Here is a 16,658-nt window from a genome sequence, read left to right on the forward strand (position 1 = left end):
GCGTCACGTCGCCGCCTTGGCGTAGCGGCGGGCCAGGTGCGCGAAGGCGTCCTTGAGCTCGGCCGGGCCGACGACCTCGATCTCGGCGTCGAACCTGCCGATGGCGGCGGCGAGACCGGGCCACGACCACGAGCCCAGGACCAGCCGGCAGCGGTTCGGGCCGAGCTCCTCGACGACCCCGTCGCGGGTGTAGCGGGACACCTCGGCGGCGGGGAGGTCGAGGATCACCTCGCCGCGACAGGGCCAGTCACCGGTGCCGTCGGAGCCCCGGAACCTGCTGGCCACGAAAGCGGCCACGTTCCCCCCTGGCAGCTCGCGCGGGGTGAAGCGGGGACCCGTGGGAGTGCGCGGGGTGATCCGGTCGGCGCGGAAGGTGCGCCAGTCGTCGCGGTCGAGGTCCCAGGCGACGAGGTACCAACGCCCACCCCAGGTGACGAGGTGGTGGGGCTGCACCCGGCGCGGTGGGGTCTGCGCGCCTTCGGGGGTGTAGTCGAAGCGCAGCACCTCGCAGGCGTGGACGGCGGCGCTGAGCGCCATGAGCACGCTGCTGTCGACCTGTGGGTTCGGTGTGGTCGCGGGCATCTCGACGGCGGTGACGTGGAGGGTGTCGATCCGGCGGCGCAGCCGTGCGGGCATGACCTGCCGGACGGTGTTCAACGCGCGCGCCGCAGCTTCCTCGATGCCCGCACCGGTGGTGGTGGCGATCTGAAGCGCGACGGCGAGCGCGACGGCCTGCTCGTCGTCGAACAGCAACGGGGGCAGCTCCGTGCCTGCGTCGAGCCGATACCCGCCGTCAGGGCCTTTGATGGCCACTATGGGATAACCCAGCTCGCGCAAGCGATCGACATCGCGGCGCACGGTGCGCGGGCTGATGTCCAGCCGCTCAGCCAGCAACGCCCCCGGCCAGTCCCGGCGCGCCTGGAGCAACGAGAGCAGGGACAGCAGTCGCGCTGAGGTTTTCGGCATGACTCCGATAGTGCCCGGAGAAGCGGACACAACCTGGCCTCTTCCCCTGCGACTGTGGGCTCGTGCCAGACAACGACACCACCTCGAAGGGTCCGAACACCATGACCACCGCGCCCCTCTCACCCCTCGACGCCGAGCGGGCCGACCTGCTCGCCCAGCTCGCGACCGCGCGATCGGCGCTGACCACCACCGCGCGCGGGCTCAGCGACGAGCAGGCCGGCGAGCGCCCGACGGTCAGCGCGCTGTGCCTGGGCGGCCTGATCAAACACGTGGCGTCCATCGAGGAGGGGTGGATGCGGTTCGCCGTCGAGGGCCCTTCGGCGATGCGCTACGACCTGCCAGAGGGGGTCACCTGGGCCGACTTCGCGGCCGGTACCGCACGCGAGTTCCCGCAGTGGGCGATCGACCACCAGAACGACTTCCGGATGCTGCCCGGTGAGACGCTGGCCGGGATCCTCGCGCGCTACGAGGAGGTCGCCGCCCGGACCGAGGAGGTCGTCGCCGCCGTCCCCGACCTGTCGGCGACGCACCCGCTCCCGGAGGCGCCCTGGAACGAGCCGGGAGCGATGCGCAGCGTTCGCCGGGTGCTGATGCACGTCATCGCCGAGACCGCCCAGCACGCCGGGCACGCGGACATCATGCGCGAGACGCTCGACGGGCAGAAGTCGACCTGACCCCGACCGGACCGGGCGGCGACTGCCCGCCGCCCGGTCCGTCCACGAGTCACAGGCCCCCCGCCGCGTGGGTGCTGACGTGGCCGGGGTTTTCGCGTTTCGGCAACTTAACGCGAAATTAGAGCGCTCCATCACGCGTTAAGTTGCCACAACGCGAAATGAGGATGAGGGGCCGCGAGGAGGGGCGGCGGGGGCAGGAGGGGCCGGGGTGAGGTGACGTCGTCGTGTGCGGGACACGGCCTGGCCAGTCCACTGTGGATAGTTTGCTGGTCGGTGACGACGGTATCGGTCCGCGTGCGGTTGCTGATCATCACCCGTCCGCGGCCTGCTTCTGGTGAAGCACTTTCCACGACATCGCGTCGCTTGGAGGCGGTGCGGTCGAAGGCCGACGGCGAGTGGAGGCGTCGTCCCGGCACCGTCGCCGGTGGCCGAAACCCTCGCACGTCGCCCGGACAGTGCCGACGCGCTTCTGCCCGCCTTCCCGTCGACCGGGCGAGATCGCTCGAAGCGCACCCGGGGAGCAGTCCACCCGGCGCGGCGCGGATGGGCCGACGACCGTCGAGCTCCCCGGTGGCGCCGGATCTGCGGGCGACGGCGTCAACGTCCTGTGAAACCCCTTGGTGCTGATCGCGTTCACCGAGAACCATGGCTTGCCCGACCGCCTCGTCGCGGCTCCGCCGATCCGCAACGTCCACATTGGGGAGTACCTGACCTGCCCTGATGGAGGCTGTCTTGCCGCATGACGGCTACCTCGCCGAGTTCCTCATGCGGAGCACGACCGTGGTCGGCCGAGGTGGCCGAACACCGCAAAGTAGATCAACTCGTCACAGTGGCACCTCCTGACTGGAGTGGACATGACCAGGATGATCACCGCAGCACTGAGCGCTGAGGACGTCGCCCGGCTCGCCGCGGCGAGGACGCTCATCGGCGCCAACGACACTGATTCGATCCTCGCCTCGGCGATGCCGTCCCTCAACGGGGCCGAACGCGCGGCACTGGCCGTCCACGCCCCGCTCACCCACGCCGCTGTGCTGATCTTCCCGACCACGCTCGACGGGCTGGGTGAGGAGCTGGCCCGGCACGGCCTCGACGCAGGCGCGATGACCCCCAGCACGGTCGTCCGGGACCGCCTGAGCCGCCGATACGCGGTGCCCGCCGCCGACCTGGCGATCGGCATCCTGCGCGCCCCGGTGACCGACCGCGCGGGGAGGCGGTGCGAGCTGGAGATCTTCGCCATGGCCACCCCGCCGGAGTTCGCCCACATCGCCGCCGATGAACGCCTGCACGGCCGGGAGAACCACTTCGCGCTGGCCGTCGCGGACGCCGACCCGATCGTCCTCCACGGACTCCGGACGATGATCGCGGCCCGGATGCGCCCCGACGGGGGTGGCTACAACGTCCACGAGGACGCCACCGTCCTGTACTTCCGCGACGCCCACCAACCTGCCCCGGCGCTGCGCCGCCTCGAACTGAACTGCGCGGGCCAGTTCGCGCAGGTGCTCGCCGAACACCAGCGCGAGTCCGAGCCAGGCACCGGCCTGCTGCGCCTGATGACCGGCGCCTGGGCGACCCAGGCCATCGCGACCGCGGCCGAGCTGCGCCTGCCGGACCACCTCGCCACGATCGCCGATCTGCCCGGCCTGGCCGCGGCCACCGGCGCCGACCAGGACAGCCTGGACAGGCTCCTGCGCTATCTGACCGCCCTGGGCATTGTGCACACCTCGGCAGCGGGTCACGCGCTCACCGACCTCGGTTCCCTGCTGCGCTCGGACGCCGAAGGCTCGATGCGGCCGCTCGCCCTGATGTACGGCGGCCCGTTCTACCAGTCCTTCGCCGCGCTCACCGATGCCGTCCGCACCGGCGAGGAGTCCTACGCGAGAGTGTTCGGCGCGCACCACTTCGCCCACATGGCGGCCAACCCCGGGCTGGCGGAGCTGTTCCACCAGTCCATGGCCGCCAGCAGCGCCATGTTCACCGAGGTCACCCGCGTGGTCGACTTCTCGGCCGCACGGATCGTGGTCGATGTCGCCGGTGGCAACGGAGAGCTGCTGTCCCGGGTCCTCACCGCCAACCCGGCGACGCGCGGTGTCCTCATGGACCGTCCGCACGCCTTGGCAACGGCCGGGCAGACCCTGGCCGCCGTGGCCGATCGCTGCACCCTGGTTCCCGGCGACTTCACCGAGTCCGTGCCCGCGAACGGCGATGTGTACCTTTTGGCCCGGGTCCTGCACGACTGGGACGACACCCAGTGCCACACGATTCTCACCACCTGCGCGGCGAACATGCCCGAGCACGCCGAGCTGCTGATCATCGAGCGCCTGCTCCCGGAGACCGCGGGCGCCGATTCCCTCGCGGTGCCCTGGGACGTCCACATGCTCTGCAACGTCGGTGGTCGCGAACGCACCGAGTCCCATTACCGCGCGCTGTTGGCCGAGGCGGGCTTCCAGCTCACCGGCAGCCATCCGCTGCCGCTGGACGCGCACGTGCTGCGCGCACGGCGCGACCGCGCATGAAAACCCCTTGTTGCGCATGAGGAACTGCGCCCTTACCCAGGCGACTGCCCCGAGTCATGGGAGCCGCCGCACCGTGTTGGCCGAGGAGGACGGAGTGCACCACGCCCGTGCGTAGGCGTGGTCCACGCCCCATTGCCGGAGCGGCACGATCACACGTCTTCGCGCGGCGGCTTGACCGTCAGCTGGTCGTGGTGCGGAGGCGTCGGGGACGGCGGTGTGGCATGGGCCGGGTTCGTGCTGCGGTCATCCGCTGCGAGCTCCGCTTTGAGGATGCGCATGGACTGCCCGACGCCACGCGCGGCATCGGGAATCTTCTTGGCACCGAACAACAGCACTACCACCAGCACCACGATCAGCCAGTGCGTCACGCTCATAGCGCCCATGCCGCGAATATAGTCCTCTGCCCTGTGAGAACTCCGTTCGGGGATGCGCCTGGTAGCAACCTAATCGGCCGCGTGGCACGGCCTCACCCGAAACACCCGTTTCGGCCGAATCATCTGGTACAGGCGGATAATTCCGGTAGCGCCTTGTTCCACTCGCGGCGGCGGTGATTCGACGGTGGCGCCGACTGGCGTGCTCGGACGTGGCGGGGCGCCGACTCTGCGAGCGTGCTGGCGCGAACGGTCGCGCGATTCTTCTCCTCATGGGAAGGCGGCACGGCTCGGGTGCGGGCAGACGCAGCAGCGTCCCAACCCGACCGGGCCCCAGTGCGCGCAAAGTGGCGACCGCTTCGGGCTCGTGCCGCGCACAGCTCGCCAGGATGCCCATCCCCAGCATCGTTCCCGCCAGCGACGTGCCGCCCGAGGAGAACATCGGCAACGGGATCCCGGTGACGGGAAGCAGCCCCAGCACATAACCGATGTTGATCGCGGCCTGCGCGACCAGCCAGATCGTCAGGGTGCTCGCGACGAGCCTGATCCAGGGATCTGTGTTGCGCAGCGCGATCCGCGTCCCCACGACGGCCAGCAGGGCGAACAGCGCCAGTACCACCACACAGCCCACGAGGCCGAGCTCCTCGCCGACGACGGCGAAGATGAAGTCGTTGTGCGCGTGGGGAAGGTACAACCACTTCGCGCTGCCCTGCCCGAGGCCCTTGCCGAACAACCCGCCATCGGCCAGTGCGTAGAGCGCTTGGCGGGCCTGTAGTCCGTCGCCGAGCGGATCGGCGTGCGGGTTGAGGAACGACAGCACCCTGGCCAGCCGGTAGGGAGCGTCGACGGCGAGCACCACCACGCCTGCCGCCGTGCCCAGAGCGATCGCGCCGAACAACCACATCGGGGCGCCCACGTTCCACAACAACGCGACCAGCACGACCATCAAGATCACCGTGCTGCCGAGGTCCGGCTGCAGCATCACCAAGGTGAACAACAGCAACGCCATTGGCACGACCGGGACGAGCAAGTGCCGGTACCGGTGCAGCAGCGCTCGCTTGGCGACCAGTACGTGCGCGCCCCACAACGCCAGGGCCACCTTGGCGACCTCGACCGGTTGGTAGGACAACACTCCCAGCCGGAACCAGTGCTGCCCACCGTTGATCCGTCCTCCCAACGGGGTGAGCACCAGCACGAGAGACAACACGCTGATGAGGAGTGCGAGGGTGCTCAGCGCCCGGACCTTGCGCAGCGGTACCACCAGGACCACCCAGAACAGCACGAGCCCGACCGCGGCGTAGACGACCTGCCTTTCGAACACGGAATAGGGGGAACCGTTCGAGCGGTAGGACTCGACCGAGGAAGCGGACAGCACCATCACCAGGCCGATCGCGGTGGCCAGGCAGAGGATCGCGAGCACCAGGTGGAAATCCGCCAGCGGACGGCCCAGCCACCCGGTCAGTGCGCTGCGGACCGCAGCGACCCGGCGGCCCCGGCGGCACGGTGTTGTCTTGTTGTGGCTCATGAGCGTCTTGCTCCAACAGGCCCACGGTAGGCGTGGTCGGTGACCTCACTCATCGACGCGGTCGTGAGTGCTGGCGGCAACACGTGGCCTGGGCCCATTGTTGTCGCGCTTGCCGCCAACACAGCCACAGACACAGGAAGGCATCGTCGGCGCGCCGAGCCCGCCAACGGGAGTCGACGGGGCGATCGCACAGACGCTGCGGCTAGGAGATTCCGATCCGCGGAAGGTTCACACCGTCCAGCCTACGCACGGGCAACCGCGGTCCGTTCGTCGAGGAAATCCCGGCGGTTCCAGGCAAGTGCGCACAAATGCGGCATCACAGCCGCGTCAGGGATGTGTGTCCGGTTCGTCAGGTGGCGTCGGGGTCGAACGGTGGTCGCTGGCCCGGCTGGAGCGGCTGCGCCGCGCGGGGCGCTGTCGCCACCTCCGGCCGGTTGTGCCGTTCGCTTGTTGGACTGCGGGTTCCGTTGCCAGAACGGACATCGTGATCGTCGAAGACGTCGCTGTCGAGCATCGCCCTGGGGCTCAGCCCGCTCAGAGACCTGAGCTCCTGCAAGGGTTTGCGCAGCTCCTCGAACTCTTGCCCTGCCTCTGCCCGCAGCTGTTGCTGTGCGCTGACAACGTAGCCGCGCATCGTCGACACCGTCCGAGCCAACCACGAGGCCGCTTCCGGCAGCCGCTCCGGCCCCAGGATGAACAGCGCCGCGACCAGCAGGATCAGCAGGTGATCGAAGCTCATGCCGAACATGTCACCACTCCCGGACCAGTCGTCGCCTGCCGCGAGTCAGCGGATTCTGTTGGTGGTCGAAGACCCGCATACGCCAGAGTGCCTGCGCGGACCGAGGGGCCGCGTCACTCTGGCGAAGAGCGGGACGGCTGTCCTGCCCTGACCGCGCCGCCCGCTCTCGCCTCGGCCTTCACCTGTTGTACCACTTGCCGATCCGCTCCAGGATCGAGGGGACGAGGTCCTCCTCGGGATCGGTTGTCCGCCATGGCTTTCGAGGCCACGTGTCCAGCCGCCCCTGTCGCCTCCTGCGTCCATAGAGGTCGAGGACTGCGCTGACCGAAAGGTCCCGCACCGTCCTCATCGCGGGAGAGGCACACTGCCCAAGTCCCGCAATGAGGACGAAACGGCGGTTTCCCCACAGCAACCCACCAGCGCGAGCATGCGGAGGCGGGGTCTTGCGCCAGTAGTGAGTTGCTGGGCAGGGCCTCCTGGTGTGGCAACCATTCGTGCTGCGACCTCTGTCCTCGCGTCGAGTCGCCAGAACACGACGGCGAGTCCGGCCCAGTCGGAGTGACCGACGGGAGGCGAGGGTCGGCCGACCCCAACGCGACACTCGCAGGACGACCTACTCCGGGCGCGTGGTCAGCAGGACCCATCCTCGTTTCACAGCGCCCAAACCTGAGGCCGAGTTCACTGGTGTCGGCGAGGATCGACGGGTCCACAGGTCCGGCGTGGCTCGCACCGCGGGCACCGGTCCTGACCGCCCGGTCCAGCGACGCTACCGCGATGCTGATCAGCCAACGTCTCCTGTGACGGTGCCCGATGACGCTGCTACCGCTTCTGTCCGACAACCAGAACCTCCCACCGCTCACGCTGGTGCGCGCTGCCGGGGTGTGGAAGGTCGCTCCGGTCGCCTTGGCCCTGGTTGCCGTCCTGGCCGCTGCCCACCTGTGGGCGGTGCGCCGGGTGCGCCTGAGAGGTGAGCGGTGGCCCGCGGCGCGCACGATCGCCTTCCATTCGGGCTTGGCCACTCATCTCGTGGCGACGTCGTCGTTCTTGGGCGTTTACGCGCACACCCTGTTCTGGGCACGCGCCGCTCAAGTGATCATCTCCCTGATGGTCACCCCCTTGTTGATCGCGATCGGGGCACCCGTCACGCTGCTGCTCGCGGTGGTGCCCGCGACCACCGCCCGCGTACTACGGCGCGTCGGGCGCGGCACCGCCGCCAAGGCACTGACCTTCCCACTGCTGATCACAGCGGCGCTCGCCGTGCCACTAGCGGCGCTGTACCTGACCCCGTTGTACGAGTGGACGATCCGCCGCCCGTACGTCGACGAGCCGCTGTTGCTGGTGATCGCCGCCAGCGGATTCGTCTACTACTGGACGCGGCTGCGCGCGGACCCCACCCCTCGGGACGACCCGCACCTCGTGTCGTTCGCGATCAGTCTCACCGAAGCCATCGTCGACGGGGTCGTCGGGCTCGTGCTCTGGTTCGGACCACTGGTCGCCGGCGACTACTACCAAGCCCTCCACCGCGGCTGGGGACCAGACGTCCAACTGGACCAGATCCTCGGCGCGGGCATCATCTGGATCGGTGGCGACCTCGCCGGACTGCCCTTCGTCGCCGCGCTGTTGCTGCGCTGGATGCGCGCGGACGAAAGGCACGCCCGCGATGTCGACCGGCACCTCGACGCCGAGGAGGAAACCGCACGCCAGGCGGCTTCGCCTTCCGTCGGCGCCCTGTGGTGGGAAACCGACCCCGTCCTGCGCGACCGGTACCGTGGTGGCTGAGCGGCGCATCCGGAAGCCAACGCTCGAATCATCACCCGGCCTGATGTCCGGAAACAGGGAACTGCCAAGGGATCCGGCGCGCGGTTCCAGCGAGACTGGAAGCTCCAGGTCCTCCCGGCGGACCGAGCCCTCCTCAGCCTGTAGGACCGCATCTCGCGGTCGCGCCGCCCCTCGCCTCGTCATCGCCAGCGACGGGGAAGTTCGTCAACCGAAGGGAATCCTGTGAGTTCCGACGCCGCTTTGTACCTGTCGGTAACCGACTTCGCGGCGTCGACGCCGTGGCTCGCCGGGCTGGTCATCGCATTCAGCGTGTACGGGCTGGCGCTGCTGGTTCCGGCGTTCATGGCGATGCTGTGGTGGGCGAAGTCGCGCGGCGCGGCCGCCGTGGCGGCCGTCGTATGGGTGCCCTGCGCCGTCGTGCTCGCCTACGTCATCGACTTGGTGGTCAAGCACTTGGTCGCCGAAGTGCGACCTTGCCGGGTTGTGGCAGGGTCGCATCCCCTGCTGCCATGCGACCCACCGACCGATTTCTCCTTTCCCAGCAACCACGCGGCCATGGTCGCCGCGTTCGCCGCGGCTGTGTTTCTGGTGCGACGTGGATGGGGTGTCATCGCGGGTGTCTTCGCGTTGCTGATGGCCGCGTCCCGCGTCTACGTGGGAGCGCACTACCCGCACGATGTGCTGGCGGGACTGGTTCTCGGCGCTGTCGTGGGCCTGCTCGGTGTCGCCGTTCGCGTGAGGACAACCCGGCTCGTCGATCGAGTACTGCGCCGCACCCGCTTGGTGACCAACCCCGGGAACTAGACCTGCTTTTCCATGCCAGTCGCCCGTCACCCGTCTGCACATCAATAACGCCCGTTTATCCATAGTGGACAATGGGGCTGTTTCTCAGGTGATGTCCGCCGTCGTGGTCGTCGCGATGAGCCATCACGCCGGGACCGCTTCGACCTCGTCCTTCACGCGCGCGAGCGCAAGCTCAGTCCTTGCCGTCGCCCCCCAGATGCGGTCGTTTCTGAGTCCTGGCAACAGGGAGGCTCGACCGCATCTGCGACCGTGATCGCCCTCACCTCGCGGTCGGGCAACCACAGGGCGGGTGATACGTCCGACGGGTGAACGCTTCCTTTGCGCGAGCCGGTGAGGCGGTCGGTGCTAGGTGACGGAGGTGGACATGGATCGCGAGCAGTGTCGGAGCCAACCAGCTCGCCGTCCGCTGCCGCCTCCAGCGGCTTCCCGCGCGGCATCAAGGGTCTCGGCCTCTCATGCGCGGACGGTCCGGCCCGGTCCGGTGACCACGCCGTCGGCGCGTCGACGGCGTTCTTTCCTGACCGCCGGACGGGTGGCGGCGGCGGTGGCGTCGCTGCTGGTGCTTGCCGGGACCGGGTTGGCGTCGATGACGATGCACGGCCTGGTGGACGGGTTGAGCACATCGGACGCGCTGGGGACGGACGCGCCGAAGTCGCTGGGCGGGGATATGAACCTGCTGCTGATCGGCCTGGACTCACGCAAGGACCAAGACGGCAACCAGCTGCCGCAAGAGATCCTGAACCAGCTGCACGCCGGCGACGGCACCCAGGGCGGCTACAACACCAACACCCTGATCCTGCTGCACATCCCCGGCAACGGCGGCAAGGTGGCCGCGGTGTCGATCCCGCGCGACGACAACGTCGCGGTGTCGGGGATTCCCGGGTACACGCACGCGAAGATCAAAGAGGCCTACGGGCTGGCGAAGTTCTACGCCGAGCAGGACGCGGCCAAGCAGGGGGTCACGGACAAGGCGGAGCTTGAGCACCTCGGCCGGGAGGCCGGGCGGCGCAAGACGATCGAGACGGTGCGGACCTTCCTGAACGTGCCGATAGACCGGTTCGCCGAGATCAACCTGGCCGGGTTCTACGACCTCGCGACCGTGCTCGGCGGGGTCGAGGTGTGCCTGAACCATCCGGTCAAGGACAGCTACTCGGGGGCGGACTTCCCCGCCGGGCACCAGACGGTGAACGGGTCGCAGGCATTGGCGTTCGTCCGGCAGCGCCATGGCCTTGGCAACGGCGACCTCGACCGCACTCACCGGCAGCAGGCGTTCATCGCCTCCGCCGCGCACAAGCTGCGCAGCGCGGGCACGTTCACCGATCTGGGCAAGCTGCAGGACCTCGTCGACGCGGCGAAGAAGGACGTGGTGATCTCCGCCCGGTGGGACATCCTGTCCTTCGCGCAGCAGGCGCAGAACCTCACCGGCGGGAACGTGCAGTTCACCACGCTGCCGATCGCCGGATACCAGAAGGTCAACGGCCAAGACGTCAACAAGGTCGACGTCGAGCAGGTCCGCGCCGCCGTGCGTACCGCGTTCGGTACCGCCGCCCCGGCACCCGAGACACCGCAGGTGCACGCCTCGTCGACGGTCGACATCCCGAACACCACCGGCAGGACCGGGCTGGCCGCGATGGTGGCGCGAGCCCTGGCCTCCTATGGGTTCCGCACCGGCGAGCTCACCACCCTCGGCCCGGCCGCCTCGTCGGTCGTCTACGGGGCAGGTGCGAAGGACGACGCCACCTCCGCGGCGAGTCTGCTCGGCGGGCTGCCGGTGAGCGCCGACACGCGGGTGCCGGAAGGACACATCCGGATCACCCTCGGCACCGGGTTCACCCTGCCTGCCGCCCTCGGTCCGCACGGTGCCGACGCCCCCGTCGGCACCACCAGCTCGTCGGCTCCGAGTGCCACCTCCTCCTCGACCGGCACACCACCAGCCGCCGGGCCGCAAGGCGGCGCCGTGGACGGCAGCGGCATCCCCTGTGTCGACTGACGTCGGGTGTCCAAACGGTCCCAGCTGTTCGACGTCGGGCAGGGCTCCGGTCTCGGCCAGGGTGCGGACCTGGACCTGCCGAGGCGTGGCGTCAGGTGCTGACCACTCTGATCACCGCGGTCGATGACTGCCAGGACCTGTCGATCCCGGCGTGAGTCGGGCACGCTCGTCGGCCGGGAAGGAGGTCTGGGTGAGGTCCTCGGAGATCTGCCACATGCGCTTGGCGTCGTCCTCGCTGCGCAGCCGCGAGTAGACGGCCTGTTCGGCGGGCGCGCCGGACAGGTGCCCGAGACCGCTGGGGCCGTACAGGTGGGTGCCGCGTGCGTCCGGCGAGGTGGCGGCCAACAGGGCCGGGAGCAGCGCGGTCTCGACCGTCCCGACAAGGATGCCGCGGCGGGCGAGAGCGCGGATGACGCGCACGCCGGTGGTGTCCCGCGCCCGACCGACCTCGGAGCGTGCTGCCAGGAGGTTGGTGGGGGCGACGCCGGGGTGGGCGAGGTTGCTGGTGATCCCCCAGCCTCCGGCCCGGCTGCGCCGGTCCAGTTCGAGTCCGAACAGGCCGAACGCGATCTTGGACTGGCTGTACGCGCGGCGGCCGTGGTAGGACCGTTCCCAGTTCAGGTCGTCCCAGTTGATGGCGTACTGGTTGGCCGCGACGCTGATCTGCGAGGTCACGCGGGCACGTCCCGCGCGCAGCAGCGGCAGCAGGTGGGCGACGAGTGCGAAGTGCCCCAGGTGGTTGCTGCCGAACTGCAGCTCGAACCCGTCCGCGGTGGTCTGCCGGTCCGGTGGAGTCATCACACCGGCGTTGTTGACGAGGATGTGGATCGGGCGGTTCTCGCCGAGCAGCGCGGCTCCCAGCGCGGCGACCGAGCCCAGCGACGACAGGTCGAGCTCCCGCAGGGACAGTGCCGCTCCCGGGTGCCGCTGCTTGATCTTGGCGACCGCCGCTTCGCCCTTGCGAGGGTTGCGGACGGGCATGACGACCTCGGCACCGGCGGCGGCGAGGCGGGCCGCCAAACCCAGTCCGACGCCATCGCTGGCGCCGGTGACGACGGCGAGCTTCCCAGCGAGGTCGGGAACGGTGATGTCCGGTTGTGTGCGTGCCACGTGTTGCTCCTGGTTTCTCGTGGATGCGGCCGGTGCTCAGTTGCTGAATTTCGCCGTCGGCGACCACAACGACTTTCCAGCGAGATTCGCCATGTGGCCATTCCTCTGGAAAATGGATGCGACCTCAGTCTGAGTCCGACCCACCGGGATATCCACGGCCTCTCGATCCCAGGCAGCCCGCAGCCGTTTGGGGGGATCAACGATCCGAGGCTGAGACCAGGCACCGGTGGTAGAACGAAACCGCACCGGCACCAGGGAGGAAGCAGCCGTGATCGATCGAGCTGGGCTCGCCGAGTTCCTGCGTCGCCGTCGAGCGTCACTGCAACCTGAAGACGTCGGTCTCCCGCGCGGGCAACGGCGCCGAACCACCGGTTTGCGCCGCGAAGAGGTCGCCACGCTCTGCCACATCTCCGCCGACTACTACAGCCGGCTCGAACGGGAGCGCGGACCTCACCCGTCCGAGCAGATGATCGCCTCGATCGCGCAGGGCCTGCACCTGTCCCTCGACGAACGCGACCACCTGTTCCGCCTCGCCGGGCACAACCCACCCGCGAGAGGCGCGAACAGCGAGCACGTCAGTCCCGGCCTGCTCCGCATCTTCGACCGGCTCACCGACACCCCCGCCGAGATCGTCACCGAGCTCGGCGAGACCCTCCGGCAGACCCCGCTCGGCGTCGCGGTCACCGGCGACACCACCCACCACACCGGCCCGGCCCGCAGCATCGGCTACCGATGGTTCACCGACCCGGCCACCCGGTCCCGGTACCACCCCGACGACCACGCGATGCACTCCCGCGTCTTCGCCTCCGGGCTGCGCAAGGTGGTCACACTCCGCGGGCCCGGATCACGGGCCGCTCACCTCCTGGACCTCCTGCTCGCCCGCAGCGAAGAATTCCGCGCTGTCTGGAACGAACACGAAATCGGCATCCACCACAACGGCGTCAAACGCTACACGCACCCCGAGGTCGGCGCCCTGGAGTTGACCTGCCAAACACTTCTCGACCCCGACCAGTCACACATGCTTCTCGTTTACACCGCCGCCCCCGGCAGCGAAAGCTACGAGAAACTACAGCTTCTCTCCGTCATCGGGCCTGAACGCATCATCCCGCAGGCGCCTCCGAATGCGTGACAACCGGGTGTGGTCATCTTGTTTCCGTGCCCAGCAGAGGAAATCGCGCGCCGCGTAGGTGGTGTCGGTGGGCGTGGCGATCAGGCCGTCGATCAGCCGGAACACTGACCACGAGCGGTCAGCGGTCCGCTTCGGCCAATCCGGGCCGCCCCACACCCGACGAGAAGGAATTCACCCGATTCACTGTGAGAGCACGGATTCCGGCAGCTCGTCCGGGTGATTCCCGCGCGGGCGACCGACCGTTCGATTAGTTTCCGGGACAGCAGCAACGCGTTCCAACCCGTTCGGACGGGTTCGTGGTCCGGAGGGAGAACCCGCATGCCCCGTGCCAGCCAGCGGCAGGACGCTCCCGAGTTCGTCGGCAGGCGGACGGAGCTGGGGCTGCTGGCCGAATGCGCACGACGGGCCCGGCACGGGATGCCGCGGGTCGCGGTGGTCGAGGGTCCCGCGGGGATCGGCAAGACCTCGCTGGTGCAGCGGTTCGTCAACGGCCTCGACGGCTTCTCCCTGGTTTCGGCGACCGCGGACCAGCACAGCGCGGACAGCGGGTACAGCCTGCTCGGGCAGCTCCTGCCGCGGCTCGCGCTCGCCGAGATGACCTCCCCGGTTGCCGGGGCTGTCGAACTGCTCGGCAGGCTCGGCGAGCTCCAAGCGGGCGGCCCGGTCGCGGTGGTCATCGACGACGTCCAGTGGGCCGACCAGCTCTCGGCGGAGGCGTTCGCGTTCGGGCTGCGCAGGCTCAGCGCCGACTCCGTGCTGGTCATCGTGATCGCACGGGACGGCGACGCGGCCATGCGGCGCCTCGTGCTCGACGGCGACGACCGCGTCACCCGCATCCGGCTCCGCGGCCTCCAGGAGTCGGAGGTGGCGGAGCTGGCCGCCCGGTACGTCGGGCCGGTGAGCCCGACCGCGGCGCGGTGGATGTGCGCGCACACGTCCGGGCACCCCCTGCACCTGCGGGTGCTGCTGGCCGAGGGCGGCGGGCGGGGCGAACCGGTCGCCTGGCCGCGGTCGCTGGGCACGACGGTCCTGACGTGGTTGCGCCGCCAGTCCCCCGCCACCCGCGCACTGCTGGAAGCGCTCGCCGTGCTCGACACCCCGTTCCCACTTGCCCGGCTGGCGCATCTGGCCGAAGTGGACGATCCGGCCGCGGCCGTGGAACCCGCGCTCACCGCGGAGCTGTTGCAGTGGTGGCCCGACGACCCGTCCAGCCTCGTGGCGTTCCGCCACCCCTTGCACCGCAAGGCCGTGTACACGACCCTGTCGCCGATCCGCCGCTCCCTGCTGCACAGGGCGGCCGTGCGCTTCGTGGACCGCCGCAGCGGCTGGGTGCACCGCGTCGCGGCGGCCACGGGCACTGACCCGGTCCTCGCCGACGAGCTCGAAGCGGCGGCCGAACGCGAAGCCGAGCGGACCGAGTACGAGACGGCGGCCAACTACCTGCTGTGGTCGGCTCGGTTGTCGGTGACCCGCGCCGAGTACGAGCGCCGGTTGCTGACGGGATGCCTCCAGTCGCTGCGCGACTTCCGCACCGACTGGACCGCGCGGCTGTCCGACGAGGTCGAGGGCTGCGCCCCCTCGCCGCTGCGCGCCTGCACCGAGGGCGTGATGGCGCTGCTGCGGGACAACGAGCTGGCCAGGGCGCAAACCCTGCTGCGGACGGCGATCGACGGGGTGACCGGGACGCCGCTGTTCGAGTGGGTGCTGGGTACGGCCGCGGCCTTCCTCGCCGCGCTGCACCTGTGGCGGGGGCACGGCGAAGAGACGGTCGAGGCGGCTGAGCTGGCGCTGTCGGTGTCCACATTGGACGAAAGAGCCGTTGACGCGACCCGGATGATCCGGGCGATCGGGCGCAGCCGGGTGCACGGGATGTTCGCGGCCGAGCGGGACCTGGACCACCTGCCGGAGGTCCCCGTCGACGTGGGCCGCTCCGACATCGAGAGCCTGGCGGGGCGCGGCGCCATCCGGGCCATGCGCGGCGACCTCGCCGGCGCGCTGGCGGACCTGACAGTCGTGGTCCGCCTCCAGCGCGCCGGGGCCCGCTGTTCCATGGGCCACGCCTCTTTCTCCTACCTCGCCGCCGTGCAGTACCTGCTCGGCGCGTGGGACGACGCGGCGCTGACCGCCTACCAGGGGCTGGCCGTGGTCGAGGGCAGCGGGCAGATCTTCCACCACTGCCTCGCCCGGCTCGCCGCGGTGCTGGTGCCCGCCGGGCGCGGCGACGAGGAGAGCGCCGAACAGCACGTCCGGGCCGCGCTGCTGGAAGCCAGGATGCTGGGTACCCCGCAGGACACGCGCTACGCCGCCATCGCTGGCGCGGTCCGTGCCCAGGCGCTGGCGGACTGGCCGCGGATGCTCCAAGCGGCGGAGCCGCTGCGCGACCTGCCGAAGGAGACGGTCACCGGCACTCACGTGTGGTGGCAGCTGTGGTGGCGGCCGCTGCTCGCGGAAGCGCTGATCGGAACGGAACGCCTGGCCGAGGCCGAGCGCGAGGTCCGGCTGATCGCAGAGATCGCCGAGACCGTGCCGTATCTGCGGGTGCTCGTCGCGCGGCTGGACGGGTGGCGCCGGGTGCGCTGCGGCGACCGCGCCGGCGCGCTGACCCGCTACGAACACGCCGCGCACGCTGAGGAGGAGAGCCACGAGTCCCCGCTGTACCGCGCAATGCTGGAGGAGGCCCTGGGCAGGCTGCTCACCGAGGACGGCCCGTCGGTGGAGGGGGTCCGCTGGCTGCGCTCGGCGCACCGGCGCTACCAGGCCCTGCGCGCGACCCCGTTCACTCGGCGCTGCGCCGCGGCGCTGACCAGGTTGGGCGATCTGACCGCGGCGGGCTGCGGCCCGGCGGGCCCTGTGCTGTCCGAGCGTGAGAACCAGGTCGCCGTGCTCGCCGGTCGTGGCCTGACCAATCGGGAGATCGCCGCGGAGCTGTTCGTCAGCGGCAAGACGGTGGAGTACCACCTGGCGAACGTGTTCCGGAAACTCGGCATCTCCGGGCGCAGGCAACTGCGCGACCGGTTTCACCCGTCCGCCGACGCGGACTAGGCGATTTCCCTAGGGC

At 69.9% G+C, this 16,658-nt stretch carries 12 protein-coding genes; 7 read left to right on the forward strand and 5 right to left on the reverse strand.

The annotated features are described in order from the left end of the window. Nucleotides 1–3 precede the first annotated feature (3 nt). Entirely contained in the window at nucleotides 4–966 is a 963-nt protein-coding gene (locus tag ACFFQA_RS16220; protein WP_377852782.1) for a helix-turn-helix transcriptional regulator, read from the reverse strand. Between the two features lie 101 nt (nucleotides 967–1,067). Between ACFFQA_RS16220 and ACFFQA_RS16225 the strand changes: the two genes are divergently transcribed. Next, nucleotides 1,068–1,640, forward strand: coding sequence for a DinB family protein (locus tag ACFFQA_RS16225; RefSeq protein WP_377852783.1), 573 nt, complete (start codon nucleotides 1,068–1,070; stop codon nucleotides 1,638–1,640). Nucleotides 1,641–2,494: 854 nt separating this feature from the next. After that, entirely contained in the window at nucleotides 2,495–4,153 is a 1,659-nt protein-coding gene (locus tag ACFFQA_RS16230; protein WP_377852784.1) for a methyltransferase, read from the forward strand. A 149-nt stretch (nucleotides 4,154–4,302) separates the two neighbouring features. On the opposite strand, the gene ACFFQA_RS16235 is transcribed toward ACFFQA_RS16230, so the two are convergent. The 3 genes from ACFFQA_RS16235 to ACFFQA_RS16245 all read right to left on the reverse strand — a co-directional run bounded on the left by ACFFQA_RS16235 (nucleotide 4,303) and on the right by ACFFQA_RS16245 (nucleotide 6,788). After that, nucleotides 4,303–4,482, reverse strand: coding sequence for a twin-arginine translocase TatA/TatE family subunit (locus tag ACFFQA_RS16235; protein WP_377852809.1), 180 nt, complete (start codon nucleotides 4,480–4,482; stop codon nucleotides 4,303–4,305). Then, complete coding sequence (ftsW, locus tag ACFFQA_RS16240; protein WP_512699659.1) at nucleotides 4,397–6,049, reverse strand: putative lipid II flippase FtsW; 1,653 nt, start codon at nucleotides 6,047–6,049, stop codon at nucleotides 4,397–4,399. Before ftsW ends, ACFFQA_RS16235 begins: the two co-directional genes overlap by 86 nt. Nucleotides 6,050–6,398: 349 nt before the next feature. Then, nucleotides 6,399–6,788 (reverse strand): twin-arginine translocase TatA/TatE family subunit, encoded by a 390-nt coding sequence (locus ACFFQA_RS16245; RefSeq protein ID WP_377852785.1) that lies wholly within the window; start codon nucleotides 6,786–6,788, stop codon nucleotides 6,399–6,401. 810 nt (nucleotides 6,789–7,598) lie between these two features. Between ACFFQA_RS16245 and ACFFQA_RS16250 the strand changes: the two genes are divergently transcribed. The 3 genes from ACFFQA_RS16250 to ACFFQA_RS16260 all read left to right on the forward strand — a co-directional run bounded on the left by ACFFQA_RS16250 (nucleotide 7,599) and on the right by ACFFQA_RS16260 (nucleotide 11,361). Continuing rightward, complete coding sequence (locus ACFFQA_RS16250; RefSeq protein ID WP_377852786.1) at nucleotides 7,599–8,567, forward strand: cytochrome c oxidase assembly protein; 969 nt, start codon at nucleotides 7,599–7,601, stop codon at nucleotides 8,565–8,567. A 222-nt stretch (nucleotides 8,568–8,789) separates the two neighbouring features. Further along, on the forward strand, nucleotides 8,790–9,371 hold the full coding sequence (locus tag ACFFQA_RS16255) for a phosphatase PAP2 family protein (RefSeq protein ID WP_377852787.1): 582 nt from the start codon (nucleotides 8,790–8,792) through the stop codon (nucleotides 9,369–9,371). Nucleotides 9,372–9,852: 481 nt separating this feature from the next. After that, nucleotides 9,853–11,361 carry an LCP family protein gene (locus tag ACFFQA_RS16260; RefSeq protein WP_377852788.1) on the forward strand — a complete coding sequence of 503 codons (1,509 nt, stop codon included), beginning with the start codon at nucleotides 9,853–9,855 and terminating at the stop codon, nucleotides 11,359–11,361. Between the two features lie 111 nt (nucleotides 11,362–11,472). Here the strand turns inward: ACFFQA_RS16260 and ACFFQA_RS16265 are convergent, their stop codons facing one another. Continuing rightward, nucleotides 11,473–12,471 carry an SDR family oxidoreductase gene (locus ACFFQA_RS16265; RefSeq protein ID WP_377852789.1) on the reverse strand — a complete coding sequence of 333 codons (999 nt, stop codon included), beginning with the start codon at nucleotides 12,469–12,471 and terminating at the stop codon, nucleotides 11,473–11,475. 268 nt (nucleotides 12,472–12,739) lie between these two features. On the opposite strand from ACFFQA_RS16265, the gene ACFFQA_RS16270 reads away from it, so the two are divergent. Both ACFFQA_RS16270 and ACFFQA_RS16275 read left to right on the forward strand, forming a co-directional pair. Next, complete coding sequence (locus ACFFQA_RS16270) at nucleotides 12,740–13,600, forward strand: helix-turn-helix transcriptional regulator (protein WP_377852790.1); 861 nt, start codon at nucleotides 12,740–12,742, stop codon at nucleotides 13,598–13,600. A gap of 318 nt (nucleotides 13,601–13,918) precedes the next feature. Further along, a complete protein-coding gene (locus ACFFQA_RS16275) occupies nucleotides 13,919–16,642 on the forward strand; it encodes an AAA family ATPase (protein WP_377852791.1) in 2,724 nt (907 codons plus the stop codon). The last annotated feature ends 16 nt before the right edge of the window (nucleotides 16,643–16,658 follow it).

This window comes from Allokutzneria oryzae (genome assembly GCF_042429765.1).
Lineage (GTDB): Bacteria > Actinomycetota > Actinomycetes > Mycobacteriales > Pseudonocardiaceae > Allokutzneria > Allokutzneria oryzae.

Excerpts from the sequence above, each read along its gene's own strand:
- ACFFQA_RS16245 (WP_377852785.1), bottom strand. The coding sequence starts at position 6,788 with ATGAGCTTCGATCACCTGCTGATCCTGCTGGTCGCGGCGCTGTTCATC.
- ftsW (WP_512699659.1), bottom strand. The coding sequence starts at position 6,049 with ATGAGCCACAACAAGACAACACCGTGCCGCCGGGGCCGCCGGGTCGCT.
- ACFFQA_RS16220 (WP_377852782.1), bottom strand. The coding sequence starts at position 966 with ATGCCGAAAACCTCAGCGCGACTGCTGTCCCTGCTCTCGTTGCTCCAG.
- ACFFQA_RS16250 (WP_377852786.1), top strand. The coding sequence starts at position 7,599 with ATGACGCTGCTACCGCTTCTGTCCGACAACCAGAACCTCCCACCGCTC.
- ACFFQA_RS16225 (WP_377852783.1), top strand. The coding sequence starts at position 1,068 with ATGACCACCGCGCCCCTCTCACCCCTCGACGCCGAGCGGGCCGACCTG.
- ACFFQA_RS16230 (WP_377852784.1), top strand. The coding sequence starts at position 2,495 with ATGACCAGGATGATCACCGCAGCACTGAGCGCTGAGGACGTCGCCCGG.
- ACFFQA_RS16275 (WP_377852791.1), top strand. The coding sequence starts at position 13,919 with ATGCCCCGTGCCAGCCAGCGGCAGGACGCTCCCGAGTTCGTCGGCAGG.